Here is a 15,395-nt window from a genome sequence, read left to right on the forward strand (position 1 = left end):
CCCAACCCGCCCTAGAGGCGGGTTTTTACTTTCTGTCTCCGGGGTTTTGAAAAAATGTCAGGAGACGACCATGCCGCACAGCCCCGACCAGCAAACCCTGCTTGAACACTATGTGAAAAAGATCCTCGCCGCGCCGGTGTACGACCTTGCGGTGCGCACGCCTTTGCAAGCGGCGCCGGCGCTGTCGGAGGCGTTGGGCAACCGGATTCTGCTCAAGCGTGAAGACCTGCAACCGACGTTCTCCTTCAAGATCCGTGGCGCTTACAACAAACTGGTACAACTCAGTGAAGAACAGAAGGCGCGCGGAGTGATCACCGCCTCGGCCGGCAATCACGCGCAAGGCGTGGCGTTGGCAGCGCGCGAACTCGGGATTGCGGCGACCATCGTCATGCCAGCGACAACGCCGGAACTGAAAGTGCTGGGTGTGCGCAGTCGCGGCGCTGAAGCGTTGCTGCACGGCGAGAGTTTCCCGTTCGCGCTGGCCCATGCGCTGCAACTGGCGGAACAGACCGGGCGCACCTTCGTGTCACCGTTCGATGACCCGGAGGTAATCGCCGGGCAGGGCACCGTGGCGATGGAAATCCTCCGCCAACATCAAGGTTCGCTGGATGCGATTTTTATCCCGGTAGGTGGTGGCGGTCTGATCGCCGGCATCGCCGCCTACGTCAAATACCTGCGCCCGGAAGTACGGATCATCGGCGTCGAATCGGAACATTCAGCGTGCCTGAAGGCTGCTCTCGAAGCCGATCAGCGCGTCGTGCTGCCCAATGTCGGGACGTTCGCCGATGGCGTGGCGGTAGCGCAGATCGGCGCGTTCGGGTTTGAGGTCTGCCGCTTTTGCGTCGACGAGGTAATCACCGTCAGCAACGACGACCTCTGCGCAGCGATCAAGAATATCTACGACGATACCCGCTCGATCACCGAACCGTCCGGCGCACTGGCCGTTGCGGGGATCAAGCAATACGTAGCGCGAACCGGGGTGCGCGAGCAGACATTTGTAGCGATCGACTCGGGCGCCAATATCAACTTCGACAGCCTGCGCCATGTCGCCGAGCGCGCCGCAGTCTGCAGCGTCTCGGCGTGATGAAGCTTACGGCAGCAAAGGGCGCAGGAAGCTGCGCTCGTAGCTGACGATGAACTTCTTCTCGACCAGGCTGGCGACCAGTGCGGTGCTTTCCGGATCAGTCATCGCGATGTGCCGATAGCTCTCGTAATCCGCCAGTGACGGAAAACTGAACAGGCAATAAGCGATGTTACTCGCCCCTTCGGACGGCAAAAAGTAGCCGTGATGCGTGCCGCCCAAGCGCTCGACGATGCCGAGCCAGGCCTTGGCGTAGGCCTCGAACTCAGGCAGTTGGTACGGATCAATGACATATCGGACGTGGCAGGTAATCAAACGACGCACTCCTTGTTCGGGTTATTCCTGCAGGGCTGTACCGACTTTGTCCGACGCCGACCAGATGCGATAACGCACTTCGACGTCTGACGGCGCATACACCACGACTGGCAACTTGCTGTTGTACCGCAGCATGAAACCGTCACCGACGACCGGCACGAATGCGCGCTTCTTCTGGCTGCCGGGCGGGCAGGCCATCATCGTGCTCATCGGGCCGATGACTTTTTCCAGGCGATAGAACGGATAACCCCAACCTTCAAGATTCTTCTCATCGAGAACACCGCCCAAACGCTGGCGATTGCAGTCCACTTCCAGGGTTTTGCCGGCGAGGATTTCCACCTGAAAGCTCTCTTCCTGCTCCTGTTTGGGCAAGTGAATGACCTGACGGGTGAACCCGGCTTCTGCCTTCGGGTACGGCGCGACGTCTTCAAGCTTGGCGGCGTGGGCGAGGGTGGACAGGCTGGCGATGAACAAACCGGTGGTCGCGTAGACGCGTAAAGAACCCATGGAAGCCTCCGTGCGGGTGTAGGGTGGATGACGGGCATTCTTACCGTCATGGGCCGTGATTGCAAACCAGCGTCGAGTTGCAAATTGCAGTACCCGCCAAGGCCATTCTTGCAAATTGCAAGTAGCCAAATACTGGCACCGCCGCCAAGTGCTTGATTTCATGAGGGTGAAAATGAACCGATGAAAGGCACGCTTTATGCGTCTTTTCAGTGCGGCGCACCGGCCTTGGGCGCCTACACTCCAATGGGCATTTCGCAGTACCACCGCTTGTCGCACCAGGGAAACAGCGGGGACACACCCGTGTAGGGGCAGCAACGGTCAGCGTGAATACTTGATTGGCATCTCACAGTAAGGAGAGGGTTTCGCCATGTTTCTGTCTGCCTTGGAACTACGCAATATCATTGAAAGCAGTTTTCTGCCGAAACGCTGCCAGTGCACGCTGTCGCCGGACTTGTCGATGACCGTCAAGGTTTTCGGCGATCACCAGACCGATCAGGTCGATCTGCTGGTCAGTGGCATCGACGCCAGCCACCTCAATGGCTGTCGTGAAATCAATGAACTGATCGCCGGGCTGCGCTCGGATCTGAACCAGCAAACTGTGCAACATCACTACAGCCCACGCTCCAGAGTCGTTTAACGCACCGTTTCACCCAGTTCGACCGTCACGCGCCGGGCCTGCACAAAACCAAGGCCCAGCGCGAACTCGACCAGCACCGCGAGCAAAATCCCGGGGCCGGCGTGACCGTTGAGCCATTCCGCAAAACCCAACACCGCCAAACCAAAACAACCGACGATAAACCCGTTGCTCAGCGCATTGCGCCCCAGCGACGGCGGTGCATTGCGCACCAGATAAAACATCATCCCCAACGCAGCAAACAGCACCGCACTGCGCCGCGCGACAAACCCGGCAGCGTCGGAATACTCGATGCTCCAGATCGCCAGCAGCCTCTCCGGGAAAACGCCCCAGGCCAGCGCCAGCAAAAAACACAACGAACACGTGAAGCCCGACAACGTGCGAAACGACAACTGCATGGCGAATCCTTGCGGCAGTGAGGAGGGCTCCGAGCATAACCGCCGAAACTCCCCACGCCTACCGCAAACCCGCAAATCAGACGTTTCTGTCAGTTCTGGAAGTTGCACGCGTCAGACAATTTCGTATAGCTGATTTCCTCAGGCTTACCGGCGTTGTCGATGTACTTCATATCGGCCGTGACCACTTTGCACAGTTGCGTTGGCGGCTCGGTCAACGACACCACTTTGGCCACATGCAGCGGCATGCCGTACTCATACGGCACGGCTTTGGAAGTGGCAGAGGTGTCATTGGCCTGGGCCAGCCCGGCAAACTCGGTGCAGGCGAGGGCGGCAGTGAGCAATAAAGGACGAATGTTCATGAAAGGACTCCCGAGTGACGGTTCTAGAGTTCGGCGTGATGCACCCGAACCTGCCGCACTGGGCAACAGCCAGAATGGCTGAGGGCGTGCGGTTCAGTAGAGTTTTTGACCACGGCGTTAAGCGATGGTTAACCGAGCTGAACGCCGGCTGTCAGGGAGTGGGGCGGTTTTCTCAGGAAGGTTTGGCGAATTCCTACAAAGGCTGGTGCCTTGTCTGCTTTCGGCGGCTGGAGCGGGGCGGGTATTGTCGGTTGCCGCTGCAAAATCAGTGGTTCGGGTTTGGTCACCCGGGAATAATCGATTGCATATGTGCCATCATTTGCACCGCGGAGTTCTTTGACCGTGAAGTGCATAGCTGTGGCGGCCGTGTGCAGGACGCCTTCGGGCGAGCTGAGTTGATTGTTCTCGGTTGACCAAGCCTGTACACGGTCCGCCTCCCATCGTTTGGTCACGGTGTCGGCGGTTACTTTTGAAACAATCGAGTAATCAATATGCCAATAATCAAACTGCTACAAAACCGCTATCTCCCCCTCAGCAGCAATGTCACCGAAACCCCGACACTGCTCATCGACACCCAAGCCAACCCGAAAGACATCCTCGAAGCCGCCGTCCAGCGCATCCGCGCCGCCGCCGACTTGCTCGAAACCCTGCATTGCCTGTGCTTCAAACACGCCGACGTGCAAGACATTCCACACATCACCCATGCGCTTTACCTGCTGACGCAGGATGGCAATGATTTGCTGCAGGTCGCGCAGCAGCAGATGTTGAGTTGGAAGGCGCCGGTTTAACAAAACGCGAAAGCAGGGGAGTCTGTCTGGACTCCCCTTGGCCATGTGATTCATTCAGGTCTCAGTGTACGGAATCACCATTCACTCTCTTTGTACGTCGTCGGTAATCGGGAGACGCGAATTATCCTTCGTGTCTTATACAGGCTGAAGTTCATCAACCCATTCCCAATGTGACGACTCCAATAGCAAGTGCGTGAGCCGTCACGGCAAGAAATTTTCGCTTGGAGCATGTTCATACCGAAATCATGCAGTCCTTAGTTGAGCGCTGCCCGCGTGAGGAATCATCGCGAGTTGAACGTCGACATTGTTCTCTTTCTTTGCTAGCCAGCGTTGCAGGTTCTGGTCATGTTCAGGCGCCTGAGTGGCAGAACCGTAGATATCCTCAGGTGTGAGCTTGAGATAGCTCAGGGTATGAAGGCGCTGGCGGGAGGTGTCCAATCGACCGATTTCCGCCCGCAACACACTTGCTTGCTGCATGGCGGCTCGGCGATCCGATTGGAAAGGGCTATTCAACTCCGCCTCTTTGGTTTTCAAGCGTTCCTGCATTTCCTGCAGTTGGAAGTAGATCTGATCGTATTCAGTCTTTGTTACCACCGTTCCGCCGCCTTCCTGGGTCTGCTGCCAGCGGCGCAACGTTGCCCATGCGTTTGGAATGTAGGATGGCAGCATGTAGTGGTGAGGCATCTGGAATAGTTGCTGGATGAATAGAGCCCGGTCGGGCAAGTCACCGAACTTTTTCACTGCCCGGGTGCACGCGGCTTCCTCGATGGATTCGCAACCCGGGTTCCACAGCACCGAAGATTGCTCACGGCCTTTGAAGTGCACAGGCATAAAGTGATGCAGGTCGCCCTGATGCTCGTAAGCCGAACCACCTGTTCGACTTAAACCCAAGGCAAAAATCAACGCGCCCAGTGGCGCCGTGATAAAGCTGAGCACCACACCTGGGACCCAGATTCTCTTACGAGTGTTCATCCACGGTGCCGGTACGCTTGGGATCGGGTCGTTGTCGTTGACCATGCGGTGGTGCGCCAAGGCCGTTGCACCCTGAACAAAATCTGCGTCCCCTGCTCGGGGCGAACCATATGTATAAAGCAAAATGTCGTAATTTTTTGCGCTTTGCCTGAGCGCCTCTGCGAGTAATGTCGCAATGGCTCCTCCAAGGCTGTGGCCACAGATAATTACTTTTTGATCAACATGGAAACTGTCGAGGTAAGCTTGGACGAATTCCCTCATTGCTTGATAGGCCTGGTAAAAGCCTTGGTGAGCTTTGCCTACGCCAGGATTTACAGGAATTTGCTCCGCATCGGTATCTCGAACAAAGTCGACGAGTTCTAATGTTCCACGTATGGAAATAAGAACAACCTCGTCATGATGTGTCATGAACGCTTGGGTGTTAGTTCCACCATCAGCTTTACTGTCATCAAAGAAATGCCACTTTGCAGGGTGTTCCTGCTTGCCCCCCTGTTGCGGTTTGTTTTGTTCATACAAAGTCGGATCGAATGGCAAAATTTCGAAACGCTTGGAGTATGGGACGTCTTCATAAAGCGGATAGTACGCAGCAGACTGCTGCGCGTTAATCTTCCAAGACTCCTTATAACAAGCCATACCCTCTCCAAACATATTTCCTACGCTGGGCTCGAGGGGGAAACTCACCGTATCAGTAGGCTGCTCCGCCGGTGACTGTCCGAAGTCACAATAGCTCAATGCCGCAAACAATGAGAGTTGATACAAATTCAATGCACTAAACTTGTTGTCTCTCGAGAGCATTGGGCGGAAAGCCCGCAGCGGGCGCACTTCCAGAACTGTGAGTGTGTTCGGTACCAGGGCAACACCCCAAAGATCTGGTTGCTCCGGACCGAAACCGATGTCGCCCAGTACTTTTAGCAGATTCTGATTGGGAGGGTATTTGGCTTTTGACTCCGGAGGGAGATGCGAGCTTTTTTCAACGAGGTGGCGTACTTCGACATGAAAAAATTGATCCGCTTCAGATTTTGCTGGGTTGTTGTCAACTCTTTGGCCATCTTTACGGATGAATCGCGTTTTTTCGGCTCGAACCTGCAGCTCGCTGACTTTCAGCGGGTAGTTTGGCCGGCTCATCAACCAGTTATAGTCTTCTTCGCTACCGGTGTAAGGCTGATCCACGGTCAGCACGACAGGCCCTTCGTAGTGGTTTAGAACTTCACCAAAACCGGTGGCGTCTAGCGTACCTTCATATCGCTGTCCAACGCTGTCGGTGACCACATATTTAAGCCCGGCATAGGGCTTGCCATTCCCGGACTCGTCAACTAGCCGAAATCGAACTTTGGTGCCTCTGAGTGGGCAGGGCTCTTTGGCATCTTTTAGTAGTGGTTGTGCTGCTTTTTTGACCGTCATTGATGAATGTCCTTATTCCGTACACGTCGGGTAGATCGTGCAATCTCGCCCGTCCGGCATTTTGAAAGGTTTGAAATCGGTAGTGTTACCGCGACAGAACGCATAGGGATCTTCCAGACTCTTGCCCATGCAACGCTTCCATCCTTTCGGAAATTTCACCCAATTGTCACCTACGGCCGGCCTCTCATCATTGGACACAGTGAAGGTGACTCTCAATGTCTTCCCCACTAACTGCGGACGCTTCAAGGGCCCTTCGGCGATAGCACCATTTTTTTCTTCTTGCGTCGCCACCGGAGCGCATTTAAGGATTTTTGCGATAACGCGATTGGACCCGACAGTGCGGAATAGCCACTCGCACTCCCGTTGCAACTTAAGTGGAGACGGTGGATGAGTCCCATCAGTCGGGCCGTCCTCAAACTGGATTCCCGAATAGTCTTTGCCTACGTCTACCGGACCAGCAGCGTATTTGGCGTAAATCTCATAGTCGAGATTATCCAAAACCAGCGGACATCCGCCCTCCACACTTGTAAGGGCAACCTGAAAGTTCGCAGTTTGAGCTTTCTCACTGCGTTTCTGTTCGAAGAACTTGAAACCCGGATGTTCACGGCCTTTCTTCACTGGAACAGAACACGTCTCACCCATCCGAGGCACATATTGCGCTTCAACCAATATCTGAAACCCGGGGGGAAGCTCAGTCACTAAAGTAAAACTGTCTTGCTGAGCAACCGAACAGCCAGTAGCCCCAATCGCACCCAACCCGATCATGATGCTGCGAACAAACCCATTGGAAATATTGCGATGACGCATTTGATTGTCCTTTGACTCGGGCGATCGTTTCGAGCGAGCGACACCCAAAGTTTCGATATTAATTCAGTGCGTAGTCGTCGCTGTGTTTAGCAAAAAACCGTTCACACCGCTCAAAATGCTTCTCCGGCGTTTCTCCAGGTAAGGGCTGCCAAGCCAGGTCCTCGGCATTCCTGGGGTCGAGGCGCAGGGTCAACATGAACTCCCGCTGCTCTGGCGTGTTCCATTGCCAGGCCTGGAGCAGGTCCATCTGCTCTTCCAGCCATTCGAGGATCGGGCGGGTTTCTGAGAGTTTTGCGGCGGTTTCGGCGTGATACACCAGCAACCAGCGCTTGAGGTTCGCACGCAAGATTTCGCGGGTTCGCTCTGGCGGCGTAGGGGCTTGAAGCCATGGTGCCGGGTTAGGTACGGCATACATGCCTGGTTTGCCGTTATCCGCACTTCTCCACTGATTCTCCTCCCAATACAGCACACTGCTGATCGGACCCAGCAGCAGCGGCCATTCGATTTCCTTCATGTTGCCCAGGCAGCGGGCCAGAACCCGGTTGTCTTGAAAACGGAACAGCGAGCGCTCGCCGTCTTCGTCGATGACCATGCGAGCGATCCAGTGCTGGGTCAGGCTGTCGAGATCAGCCTTGTCCATGCTGCCGATCCAGCCCCAGTTGCGCTGTGGGTCATCGAGTAGTTTGCGGAACGCATCGTTGCCCGGGTTCTGTAATTCGGTCAGCCATGGACTGATGGCGGCGAACTGCGCGTATTCGGTACGGCGGTAAAGTTGTACCGAGCGTTGCATGACGCCGGCGCTATACAGCGAGGTGACCGGATTGGGTTCGGCGAGGCTGTCCAGTGCCAGAATCAGCACGCGATTGAGTCTGGCCTGTTCGCCTAGCCAGTTGTTGAGTGCTTCGCTCATGCTGTAGCTCCCAGATCGCATTTGCCTTCGCGGCAGGCTTCGCAGATCGGGCAACGTATGTCGCCGGCAGCGCGAGCGGCTTTGGCCAAGGCCATCTGTGCGGCGACCGGGACGAGCAGGGCACCTGCTTTGTCTTTCGCTGCGGCCCACGGTATGACAGGTTCCAGAATCCCGATCCCGGTTCCCACCCCAGGCGCACCACCGGTATTCACCTTCACCTCAGCCCCGCTGATGGTCACACCACCGGCATCCACCTTCACAAAGCTCCCGCCCGCCTTGGCGGTCAGCTCCATGCCGCCCTCGATCACCACTTTCTCACCCGCGTGATAGTGAATCTCTGTCCCGGCCTCGACAAACTGCGCCGTACCTACTTTCACATGCTGAGTCACGCCCACGGTCAGGTGATCATCCGCGCGCATCTCACTGATACGATCCAGATGCGTAATCCGGTGCTCTTCAACCTTGAACTCACTCAGCGTATTGGCTTCAACGGTGTCGTGCCGTTCATTCCCGACACGAATCTTCTGATCGTGCTCAATGTTTTCGTCCCAGTCGCGTTGGGCGTGGATGTAGATCTGCTCGACGCCTTTCTTGTCTTCGATACGGAACTCGTTGTAGCCCTTGCCGCCCGGTGAGCTCAGGGTTTTGAAGGTGCTGCGGGTCTTGTTTGCCGGCAGGTCGTAGGGGACGACGTTTTCCTTGTGGTACAGGCAACCGGTGACCAGCGGCTGGTCGGGATCGCCTTCGAGGAAGGTAACGAGGACTTCCATGCCGATGCGCGGGATGGCGATGCCGCCGTACGCTGCGCCGGCCCAGCCGCTGGCGACGCGCATCCAGCAGGTGGTTTTGTCGTTGGACTGACCGTCGCGGTCCCAGTGGAATTGCACTTTGATGCGGCCGTACTGGTCGCAGTGGATTTCTTCGCCGGCCGGGCCGGTGACGACCGCGGTCTGGCTGCCGAGGACTTTTGGTTTCGGGTGTTCAAGGGCAGGGCGGTAGTGCGCATCCCACGGGGTGGCGAGGAAGCTGTTGCGGTAGCCCTGGTGGAAATCGCTTTTGTTCTCGGTGACGTCGCTGGTGACGTTTTCGCCGAGCACTTGCGGTTGTTTGCCTTCGTGGAAGACTTCCAGCAGCAGCCACAGCTCATTCCATTCGGCGCGCGGGTGTTCGGCGAGCGTGAGGAAATGGCCGCTGGTCAGCGTCGGTTCGTCACCTTTGCCTTCGGCGAGTTTGTAGTCGCTGCGATGGCGTTCGAGGGCGCGGGTGGAAAGGAACTTGCCGCGCTCGCGGGTGGTGAAGCGGCCGGGGTAGTCGTAGTCTTCGAGGTCCGGGGCAAAGGTGCTTTTCGCCGTGCCTTCGGGGAGGATCTGCGGTTTTTCGAAGTCGTAGTCGCGGCGGCTGACGCGGGTGGTGCGGGTTTCCAGACGCAGGTTGAAACGCTTGATCACCGGTTTGTCGGCGGCCATGCCGGAGTCTTGCTGGTAGCTCACCGGTTTCAGCTTACGGAACACGGTCTGGTCGTCGCCGAACACCAGTTTGTGGCCGCTGCTGCTGTGCTGGAAGTGGAAGTGAATGCCTTCTTCCTCGCACAGGCGCTGGATGAAATGCAGGTCGGATTCGTCGTACTGCACGCAGTACTCGCGTTCCGGGTATTCGGCGTTGAGCTGGAAGCTGTAGGCGTCGGCGAGGATGCCGCGATCTTCCAGGACCTGGGCGATGATTTTCGGCACGGTCAGTTGCTGGAAGATCTGCTGATCGTGGTTGTGCCGCAGGTAGGCCAGTTGTGGCACCAGGCTGAGGCTGTAACGGGTCAGGGTCTTGCCGGAGTCGCCTTGCTCGATGCGATAGACCAGACCGTGGATCTTGCCTTCGCCGGTCGGGCCGAAAGTCAGGACGCCGGGCTTGTGCAGCAGCTCTTCGAGTTTGAGGTCCGGGCGGGCGCTGACGAGTTCGAGGTCGAAACGGAACGGTTCGTTGAGGGCTTCGCGACCGGTGAAGCTGAGGACTTGCAGGTCGGCGTTGGCGCCTTCAAGCGTGAGGGTAATGTGGGTTGCGTTGGCGTCCAGCATGCCTTGAATTCCGTCCGTTGAATAAGCAGGTGACGGATGATGGAGGATTCAGCCGCCTCGTTCAAGGCACAAAAGCCGTAGGTCTGGCAGGTTTGCGGTATAGGGAAAACCCTTAGATGAGGTGTTTCGCCCAGTGAAACCGGGCGTTTCGTGCGAATTGGCGTTGATTGCCGGCAACTTTTCCCACGACCCGGGGTTGAAGAATCCTCAGTCAGATTCAGACTAAAGTCGCCTGTAGCACGTCAAAGCCATCTGCCATCATTGCCGCTCACCCCTGCGTGTTCACTTTCTCCTGGTTCAATCTGACCCGGGACGGGAGCTATTTTTCTGGCTTGTTGCGCGCTTGCGCAAACGCTGCATTGTTGGAGTTTTTCATGCGTCCCCCATTTTCCATCATCACCCCGCGCCAGTCGTTTGGCTTCGGAGCCTTTGTGCTGTGCGCAGGTTTTACCGCACAGGTTCAGGCCAGCGGATTTTTTGAAGACACCACGGCGAAAATCGAGTCGCGCACGGTGTACTTCAACCGCGATTTCCGTGATGGGCACACCACGAACGATCAGGGCGCCTCCAAGCGTGAAGAGTCGGCACAGGGCTTTATTCTCAACCTGCAATCGGGCTACACCGAAGGTACCGTGGGTTTTGGTATTGATGCGCTGGGCATGCTTGGCTTTCAACTCGATTCCAGCCCGGACCGCAGCAACAGCGGCTTGTTGCCATCGAGCGGCAACGACCCGCGCGGCTCGAAAGGTCAGTACGCGAAAATGGGCCTGACCGCCAAAGTGAAGGTCTCGGACACGGTGCTGAAGTACGGCGCACTGCTACCGGATCTGCCGTTGCTGAAATACAACGATGGCCGTTTGCTGCCGACCATGTTCAACGGCGCCATGTTGACCTCTAAAGAGCTGAAAGACCTGACCTTCATGGCCGCACGCCTGGACAAGTACACCGCGCGCGATTCCACCGATTCGCAAGACATCCGTGTGCATTGCAAAAACAAGCGCTACGCCTGCAACACCACTGCCGATCATTTCGACATGTACGGCTTCGACTACAAGATCAGCGATCGTCTGACTGCGCAGTATCACTACGCCGAACTGGAAGACATTTATCGTCAGCACTTTGTCGGGCTGTTGGGTAATCAACCGTTAGGTGGCGGTGTACTTAAAGCGGATCTGCGCGTGCTGAAAAGTGCCGACAGCGGTGATGCCAAGGCCGGTTCCATCGATAACCGTGCGTTGAGCGGCATGCTGTCGTACGCGCACAGCGGTCACACGTTCAGCGCCGGTTGGCAGCGCATGAACGGCGACAACTCGATGCCGTACCTCGATGGCAGCAACCCGTATCTGGTCAACTATGTGCAGGTCAACGACTTCGCCGCCGCGCAGGAACGCTCGTGGCAGTTGCGTTATGACTATGACTTCAAGGCCATTGGCATTAATGGTTTGAGCTTCCTGACCCGTTATGTGAACGGTGATCACATCAAGGTGTTGGGCAGTGATCAGGAAGGCAAGGAGTGGGAACGCGATAGCGAGTTGAAGTATGTGATTCAGACGGGCACGTTCAAGGATGTGAGTCTGCGTTTGAGGAATGCTACGTATCGCACCAATTATGAGAAGTTTGCCCGGGATGTGGATGAGACACGGTTGATTGTGAGTTATAGCTTTTCGGTGTTGTAAGGCGTGGCGGCGTAGCGTCTGATCGATTGCTTTCGCGAGCAGGCTCGCTCCCACATGGGTTCAATGCCGGACACAACATCTGTGTTCACTGAAGATCTATTGTGGGAGCGAGCCTGCTCGCGAAGGCGTCCTTACAACCAATGCCAGAACCGGCTCCAGAACCCCCGATTCAAATCCTCTTTGCACCCGGCATATTGCCGCGCATACACGTCCGAACGGTTCTGCACTTTGCGCGCCGTCGGCATCAGCCAGGCTTTGCTCGCGTAAGTCTTGTTGCGGAAGCCGCCCCAGCCTTCGTGGTAGTTGAGGTATTGGTTGTAGGCGTCGTACTTGTAGACGCCATTGATCGAATAGGTCTTGTCCATGTACCAGCCGACAAAGTCGATGGCGTCGTCGAAGTCTTCGCGGTCGGCGCCGCTGCGGCCGGTGCTTTTCTGGTAGTCGGCCCAGACTTCATCTTTGGCTTGCGCATAACCCGAGGCGGTCGAAACGCGGCCCCACGGGATCACCCAGAGCAAGTATTTGCGCGGAGTCTTGGCGTCGTAGCGGTAGCCGGATTCCTGATACATGATCGCGAAGGGCACCTGAATCGGCACGCCCCAGCGTTTTTGCGTGACTTGCGCAGCGTCGTACCAGTCGCTTTTTTCGCGGAAGATTTCGCAAATGTCTTCCGGCGAGCGGGGCGGCGAGGTGCCGCACCCGCTCAGTAGCGTTGCCAGTGTCAGTAGTCCAAGCGTCTGCCTGTAATTCAAAAGCCGTTATCCCGTCGTGCGCAAAAAGGCCGACAGTCTACGCGCTCAGCTCAATTGATGACGATAGGGCAGATCCGGGCCAGTCTTGCTGCAGGTCAGTGCGGCGGCTTGTACGGCGAACTTGAGCATGGCGTCGATCTGCTCGCGAGCGAGTTGCTGCACGCCTTCGACCGAATCCAGACCGTGCTCGGTCAGCCAGGTGATCAGCGCGGCCTGGAAGGTGTCACCGGCGCCAACGGTATCGGCGATCTTCACTGAGGCCGCCGGCACCGACCAGTTGCCATGCTGGCGGCTGAACACACTGGCGCCGTCGCCGCCCCGGGTGAGGAAAACGATCTGGCAGCGATGTTCGAGCCAGCCTTCGATCACCCGTTGCGGGTCCTGTTCGGGGTAGAGCAGGCTCAGGTCTTCGTCGCTGACCTTGATCAGGTCGGCGAGTGGTACCAGCGTCGCGATGCGCTCGCGCCACAGGTCGATATTCGGCTCGGGATTAAGGCGCACGTTGGGGTCGAGGGTGATCAGGCGTTTGCCGCTTTCGCGCTGTACCAGCGTCAGCAAGGTGTCGCCGATCGGCTGCACCACCAGCGAGAATGAGCCAATGTGCAAGCCGCGCACCTCAGCGCTCAGCTCTGGCAGATGCGCAAGACTCAGTTGCCGATCGGCACAGCCTTCACCGCGAAAGCTGTAATGCGGGGAGCCATTGGCACCGACGGCGACCATGGCCAGCGTGGTCGGCGCGGCGAAATCCACCAGATAGTCCGGGCGCACACCTTCATCCTGCAGCACTCGCTGCAAGCGGCGGCCGAGGTAGTCGGTGGACAGCCCGCCGAACAAGGCCGAGTCCACGCCCAGACGGCGCAAACCGACGGCGACGTTGAACGGCGAACCGCCGGCAATCGCGTTGAAATTCACTTTCGAGGCCAGACCGCTGGCGTCGTCTTCACTGAAAAAATCAAACAGGGCTTCGCCACACACCAAATACATAATTGTTTGCTCTTTATAGGGTTGCGACATGCTGTTGATAGCGTTCATAGGCATGCTGGAACGCCGCGACGTTGGCGGCGATCGGCAGGGTTTCACTGCTTGAATCGAGTTTCACGCAGCGCTGGCACAGATCGGCGAGGGTGTCTTCGTGGCCGTTCGACCAGGATTTGCACCACGCCGCTTGAATCGCTGCGCCGAGGGCGGCGGCTTCGCTTTGTTCGGTGCAGATCACCGGGGTGTTCATGATGTCGGCGACGATCTGCCGCCACACCGCGCTTTTCGAGCCGCCGCCGATCAGGCAAATGCTGCGGCTTTGTAAACCATTCTGGCGGAGCAAATCCAGTCCGTAACGTAGACCGAAGGTGGTGCCTTCGACGGCGGCGCGGCACAGATTGGCCTGGGTCAGGTTATCCAGCGTCAAGCCGTGCAGGCTGCCGGTGGCGTGGGGCAGGGCGGGCACCCGTTCACCGTTGAGGAATGGCAGCATGCTCACGCCGTCGGCGCCGATGGGAGCCTGGGCGACGAGGTCGTTGAACTGCTGCAGATCGAGGTCGAACAACTCGCGAATCGCGCCGGTGGCGTTGGTCAGGTTCATCGTGCAGATCAGCGGCAACCAACCGCCACTGGACGAGCAGAACGTCGCGACCGAGGCGTCCGGGCTGACTTTCGGCACCTCGGAATAGGCGTACACCGTGCCAGAGGAACCAAGGCTCATGGTGATCGCGCCGGGCTGGATATTGCCGGTGCCGATGGCGCCCATCATGTTGTCGCCGCCACCGCTTGATACCAATGCGTCGGGGTTGATGCCGAGGTGTTCGGCGATGGCCGGGAGGAGGGTGCCGACGCTTTGGTGCGCATCGATCAGCTCAGGTAGCGCCGCTTGCAGGCGTCCGCTGGCGTCGATGTCGCGCAGCAGTTGCAAGTCCCATTGGCGAGTGCGCACGTTGAAATAGCCGGTGCCGGAAGCGTCACCGTATTCGCTGCAGGCGCGGCCGGTGAGCCAGAAGTTCAGGTAGTCGTGCGGCAGCAGAATGCGTGCGATGCGTGAGAACACCACGGGGTGCTGTTCTTTGGTCCAGAGCAGTTTCGACACCGTGTAGCCCGGCGCGATGACCACGCCGAGGCGTTCCAGCGAGCCTTTTTCACCGCCCAGATGAGTGAGCAGACGGTCGTTTTCGGCGCTGGTTTCGGTGTCGCACCAGAGCTTGGCGGGGCGCAGGACTTCGCCTTGATCATCGAGCAGGACCAGACCGTGTTGCTGGCCGGAGACGCCGATGCCGAGGATCGCCTGGCCGTCGACATTCGCCGCCAGCAATGCCTGGCGGGTAGCGAGGGCGAAGGCTTCGAGCCATTGCTGGGTGTCTTGCTCGCGGCGGCCGTTGGCGCCGCTGATCATTGTGTGTGCGGCGGCGCCTTGGCCGAGGACTTGGCCGCTGATGGCGTCGAGGATGATGGCTTTGGTGCCTTGGGTGCCGCAGTCGATGCCTAGGAACAGTTGTTGTGTTGTCATGTGTGAACCACTCGGGTGTGGTGAAGATCAAGAGCTTACCCCCTCACCCCAGCCCTCTCCCCCAAGGGGGCGAGGGGGAAAGGGAGCCGATCGGGGGGCTGTTCAAAAGCTGAGTTCGACTCCGGTTCTCTCAACCGGGGCTGTTCAAAACCTGAGTTCGACTCCGGACTTTCAGGTCGATGTATTCCGCAAGAACGCCTCGGTCAGTCCCCTCTCCCTCCGGGAGAGGGCT

The 15,395-nt window shown here is 57.7% G+C and carries 15 protein-coding genes and 1 pseudogene; 5 read left to right on the top strand and 11 right to left on the bottom strand.

Annotated features, from left to right (window positions below):
• Positions 1-70: 70 nt before the first annotated feature.
• Positions 71-1,060 (top strand): annotated as a pseudogene (gene ilvA / locus ACOYXE_RS06420) (threonine ammonia-lyase, biosynthetic); the annotation flags it as partial.
• Positions 1,061-1,090: 30 nt separating this feature from the next.
• On the opposite strand, the gene ACOYXE_RS06425 reads toward ilvA, so the two are convergent.
• Together ACOYXE_RS06425 and eco are read right to left on the bottom strand one after the other, a co-directional pair.
• The gene (locus tag ACOYXE_RS06425) at positions 1,091-1,396 is read right to left on the bottom strand and encodes an NIPSNAP family protein (protein ID WP_064362707.1); all 306 of its coding nucleotides are present in this window, start codon (positions 1,394-1,396) and stop codon (positions 1,091-1,093) included.
• A 21-nt stretch (positions 1,397-1,417) separates the two neighbouring features.
• Complete coding sequence (eco, locus tag ACOYXE_RS06430; RefSeq protein WP_460928257.1) at positions 1,418-1,903, bottom strand: serine protease inhibitor ecotin; 486 nt, start codon at positions 1,901-1,903, stop codon at positions 1,418-1,420.
• Between the two features lie 367 nt (positions 1,904-2,270).
• Between eco and ACOYXE_RS06435 the strand changes: the two genes are divergently transcribed.
• The gene (locus ACOYXE_RS06435; protein WP_007912157.1) at positions 2,271-2,540 is read left to right on the top strand and encodes a DUF1652 domain-containing protein; all 270 of its coding nucleotides are present in this window, start codon (positions 2,271-2,273) and stop codon (positions 2,538-2,540) included.
• Here ACOYXE_RS06435 and ACOYXE_RS06440 read toward each other — a convergent pair.
• Complete coding sequence (locus ACOYXE_RS06440; RefSeq protein ID WP_460928259.1) at positions 2,537-2,935, bottom strand: hypothetical protein; 399 nt, start codon at positions 2,933-2,935, stop codon at positions 2,537-2,539. The genes ACOYXE_RS06435 and ACOYXE_RS06440 overlap by 4 nt on opposite strands.
• An 89-nt stretch (positions 2,936-3,024) precedes the next feature.
• Complete coding sequence (locus tag ACOYXE_RS06445; protein WP_460928261.1) at positions 3,025-3,294, bottom strand: DUF2790 domain-containing protein; 270 nt, start codon at positions 3,292-3,294, stop codon at positions 3,025-3,027.
• A 14-nt stretch (positions 3,295-3,308) separates the two neighbouring features.
• Here ACOYXE_RS06445 and ACOYXE_RS06450 point away from each other — a divergent pair, with 14 nt between their 5' ends.
• Both ACOYXE_RS06450 and ACOYXE_RS06455 read left to right on the top strand, forming a co-directional pair.
• The gene (locus tag ACOYXE_RS06450) at positions 3,309-3,707 is read left to right on the top strand and encodes a hypothetical protein (RefSeq protein WP_460928263.1); all 399 of its coding nucleotides are present in this window, start codon (positions 3,309-3,311) and stop codon (positions 3,705-3,707) included.
• 78 nt (positions 3,708-3,785) lie between these two features.
• On the top strand, positions 3,786-4,082 hold the full coding sequence (locus ACOYXE_RS06455) for a hypothetical protein (protein WP_007912147.1): 297 nt from the start codon (positions 3,786-3,788) through the stop codon (positions 4,080-4,082).
• A gap of 243 nt (positions 4,083-4,325) precedes the next feature.
• Here the strand turns inward: ACOYXE_RS06455 and ACOYXE_RS06460 are convergent, their stop codons facing one another.
• From ACOYXE_RS06460 to ACOYXE_RS06475, 4 genes are read right to left on the bottom strand one after another with little or no spacing between them, the layout of a single operon-like run.
• Positions 4,326-6,455, bottom strand: a complete 2,130-nt coding sequence (locus ACOYXE_RS06460) for a lipase family protein (protein WP_160058099.1) — start codon at positions 6,453-6,455, stop codon at positions 4,326-4,328.
• 12 nt (positions 6,456-6,467) lie between these two features.
• Positions 6,468-7,262: a hypothetical protein gene (locus tag ACOYXE_RS06465; RefSeq protein WP_160058097.1), complete on the bottom strand. Its 795-nt coding sequence runs from the start codon at positions 7,260-7,262 to the stop codon at positions 6,468-6,470.
• Positions 7,263-7,320: 58 nt separating this feature from the next.
• Positions 7,321-8,172: a DUF4123 domain-containing protein gene (locus ACOYXE_RS06470; RefSeq protein ID WP_160058095.1), complete on the bottom strand. Its 852-nt coding sequence runs from the start codon at positions 8,170-8,172 to the stop codon at positions 7,321-7,323.
• Positions 8,169-10,241 carry a type VI secretion system Vgr family protein gene (locus ACOYXE_RS06475; RefSeq protein WP_460928266.1) on the bottom strand — a complete coding sequence of 691 codons (2,073 nt, stop codon included), beginning with the start codon at positions 10,239-10,241 and terminating at the stop codon, positions 8,169-8,171. Before ACOYXE_RS06475 ends, ACOYXE_RS06470 begins: the two co-directional genes overlap by 4 nt.
• Positions 10,242-10,615: 374 nt before the next feature.
• On the opposite strand from ACOYXE_RS06475, the gene ACOYXE_RS06480 reads away from it, so the two are divergent.
• Entirely contained in the window at positions 10,616-11,917 is a 1,302-nt protein-coding gene (locus ACOYXE_RS06480) for an OprD family porin (RefSeq protein WP_460928268.1), read from the top strand.
• A 131-nt stretch (positions 11,918-12,048) separates the two neighbouring features.
• Here ACOYXE_RS06480 and ACOYXE_RS06485 read toward each other — a convergent pair whose 3' ends face one another.
• Genes ACOYXE_RS06485 through xylB form a run of 3 tightly spaced genes read right to left on the bottom strand, consistent with a single transcriptional unit; the run spans position 12,049 to position 15,163 of the window.
• The gene (locus ACOYXE_RS06485) at positions 12,049-12,669 is read right to left on the bottom strand and encodes a transglycosylase SLT domain-containing protein (RefSeq protein ID WP_007912129.1); all 621 of its coding nucleotides are present in this window, start codon (positions 12,667-12,669) and stop codon (positions 12,049-12,051) included.
• A gap of 45 nt (positions 12,670-12,714) precedes the next feature.
• The gene (locus tag ACOYXE_RS06490; RefSeq protein ID WP_160058089.1) at positions 12,715-13,653 is read right to left on the bottom strand and encodes a carbohydrate kinase family protein; all 939 of its coding nucleotides are present in this window, start codon (positions 13,651-13,653) and stop codon (positions 12,715-12,717) included.
• A gap of 13 nt (positions 13,654-13,666) precedes the next feature.
• Positions 13,667-15,163, bottom strand: coding sequence for a xylulokinase (gene xylB, locus ACOYXE_RS06495; protein ID WP_160058087.1), 1,497 nt, complete (start codon positions 15,161-15,163; stop codon positions 13,667-13,669).
• Positions 15,164-15,395: the final 232 nt, after the last annotated feature.

The organism is Pseudomonas sp. MC6, assembly GCF_054790575.1.

Coding starts and splice junctions, on each gene's coding strand:
- ACOYXE_RS06480 (WP_460928268.1), top strand. CDS start 10,616: ATGCGTCCCCCATTTTCCATCATCACCCCGCGCCAGTCGTTTGGCTTC.
- ACOYXE_RS06455 (WP_007912147.1), top strand. CDS start 3,786: ATGCCAATAATCAAACTGCTACAAAACCGCTATCTCCCCCTCAGCAGC.
- ACOYXE_RS06490 (WP_160058089.1), bottom strand. CDS start 13,653: ATGTATTTGGTGTGTGGCGAAGCCCTGTTTGATTTTTTCAGTGAAGAC.
- ACOYXE_RS06465 (WP_160058097.1), bottom strand. CDS start 7,262: ATGCGTCATCGCAATATTTCCAATGGGTTTGTTCGCAGCATCATGATC.
- ACOYXE_RS06475 (WP_460928266.1), bottom strand. CDS start 10,241: ATGCTGGACGCCAACGCAACCCACATTACCCTCACGCTTGAAGGCGCC.
- ACOYXE_RS06460 (WP_160058099.1), bottom strand. CDS start 6,455: ATGACGGTCAAAAAAGCAGCACAACCACTACTAAAAGATGCCAAAGAG.
- ACOYXE_RS06445 (WP_460928261.1), bottom strand. CDS start 3,294: ATGAACATTCGTCCTTTATTGCTCACTGCCGCCCTCGCCTGCACCGAG.
- ACOYXE_RS06440 (WP_460928259.1), bottom strand. CDS start 2,935: ATGCAGTTGTCGTTTCGCACGTTGTCGGGCTTCACGTGTTCGTTGTGT.
- ACOYXE_RS06470 (WP_160058095.1), bottom strand. CDS start 8,172: ATGAGCGAAGCACTCAACAACTGGCTAGGCGAACAGGCCAGACTCAAT.
- eco (WP_460928257.1), bottom strand. CDS start 1,903: ATGGGTTCTTTACGCGTCTACGCGACCACCGGTTTGTTCATCGCCAGC.
- ACOYXE_RS06435 (WP_007912157.1), top strand. CDS start 2,271: ATGTTTCTGTCTGCCTTGGAACTACGCAATATCATTGAAAGCAGTTTT.
- xylB (WP_160058087.1), bottom strand. CDS start 15,163: ATGACAACACAACAACTGTTCCTAGGCATCGACTGCGGCACCCAAGGC.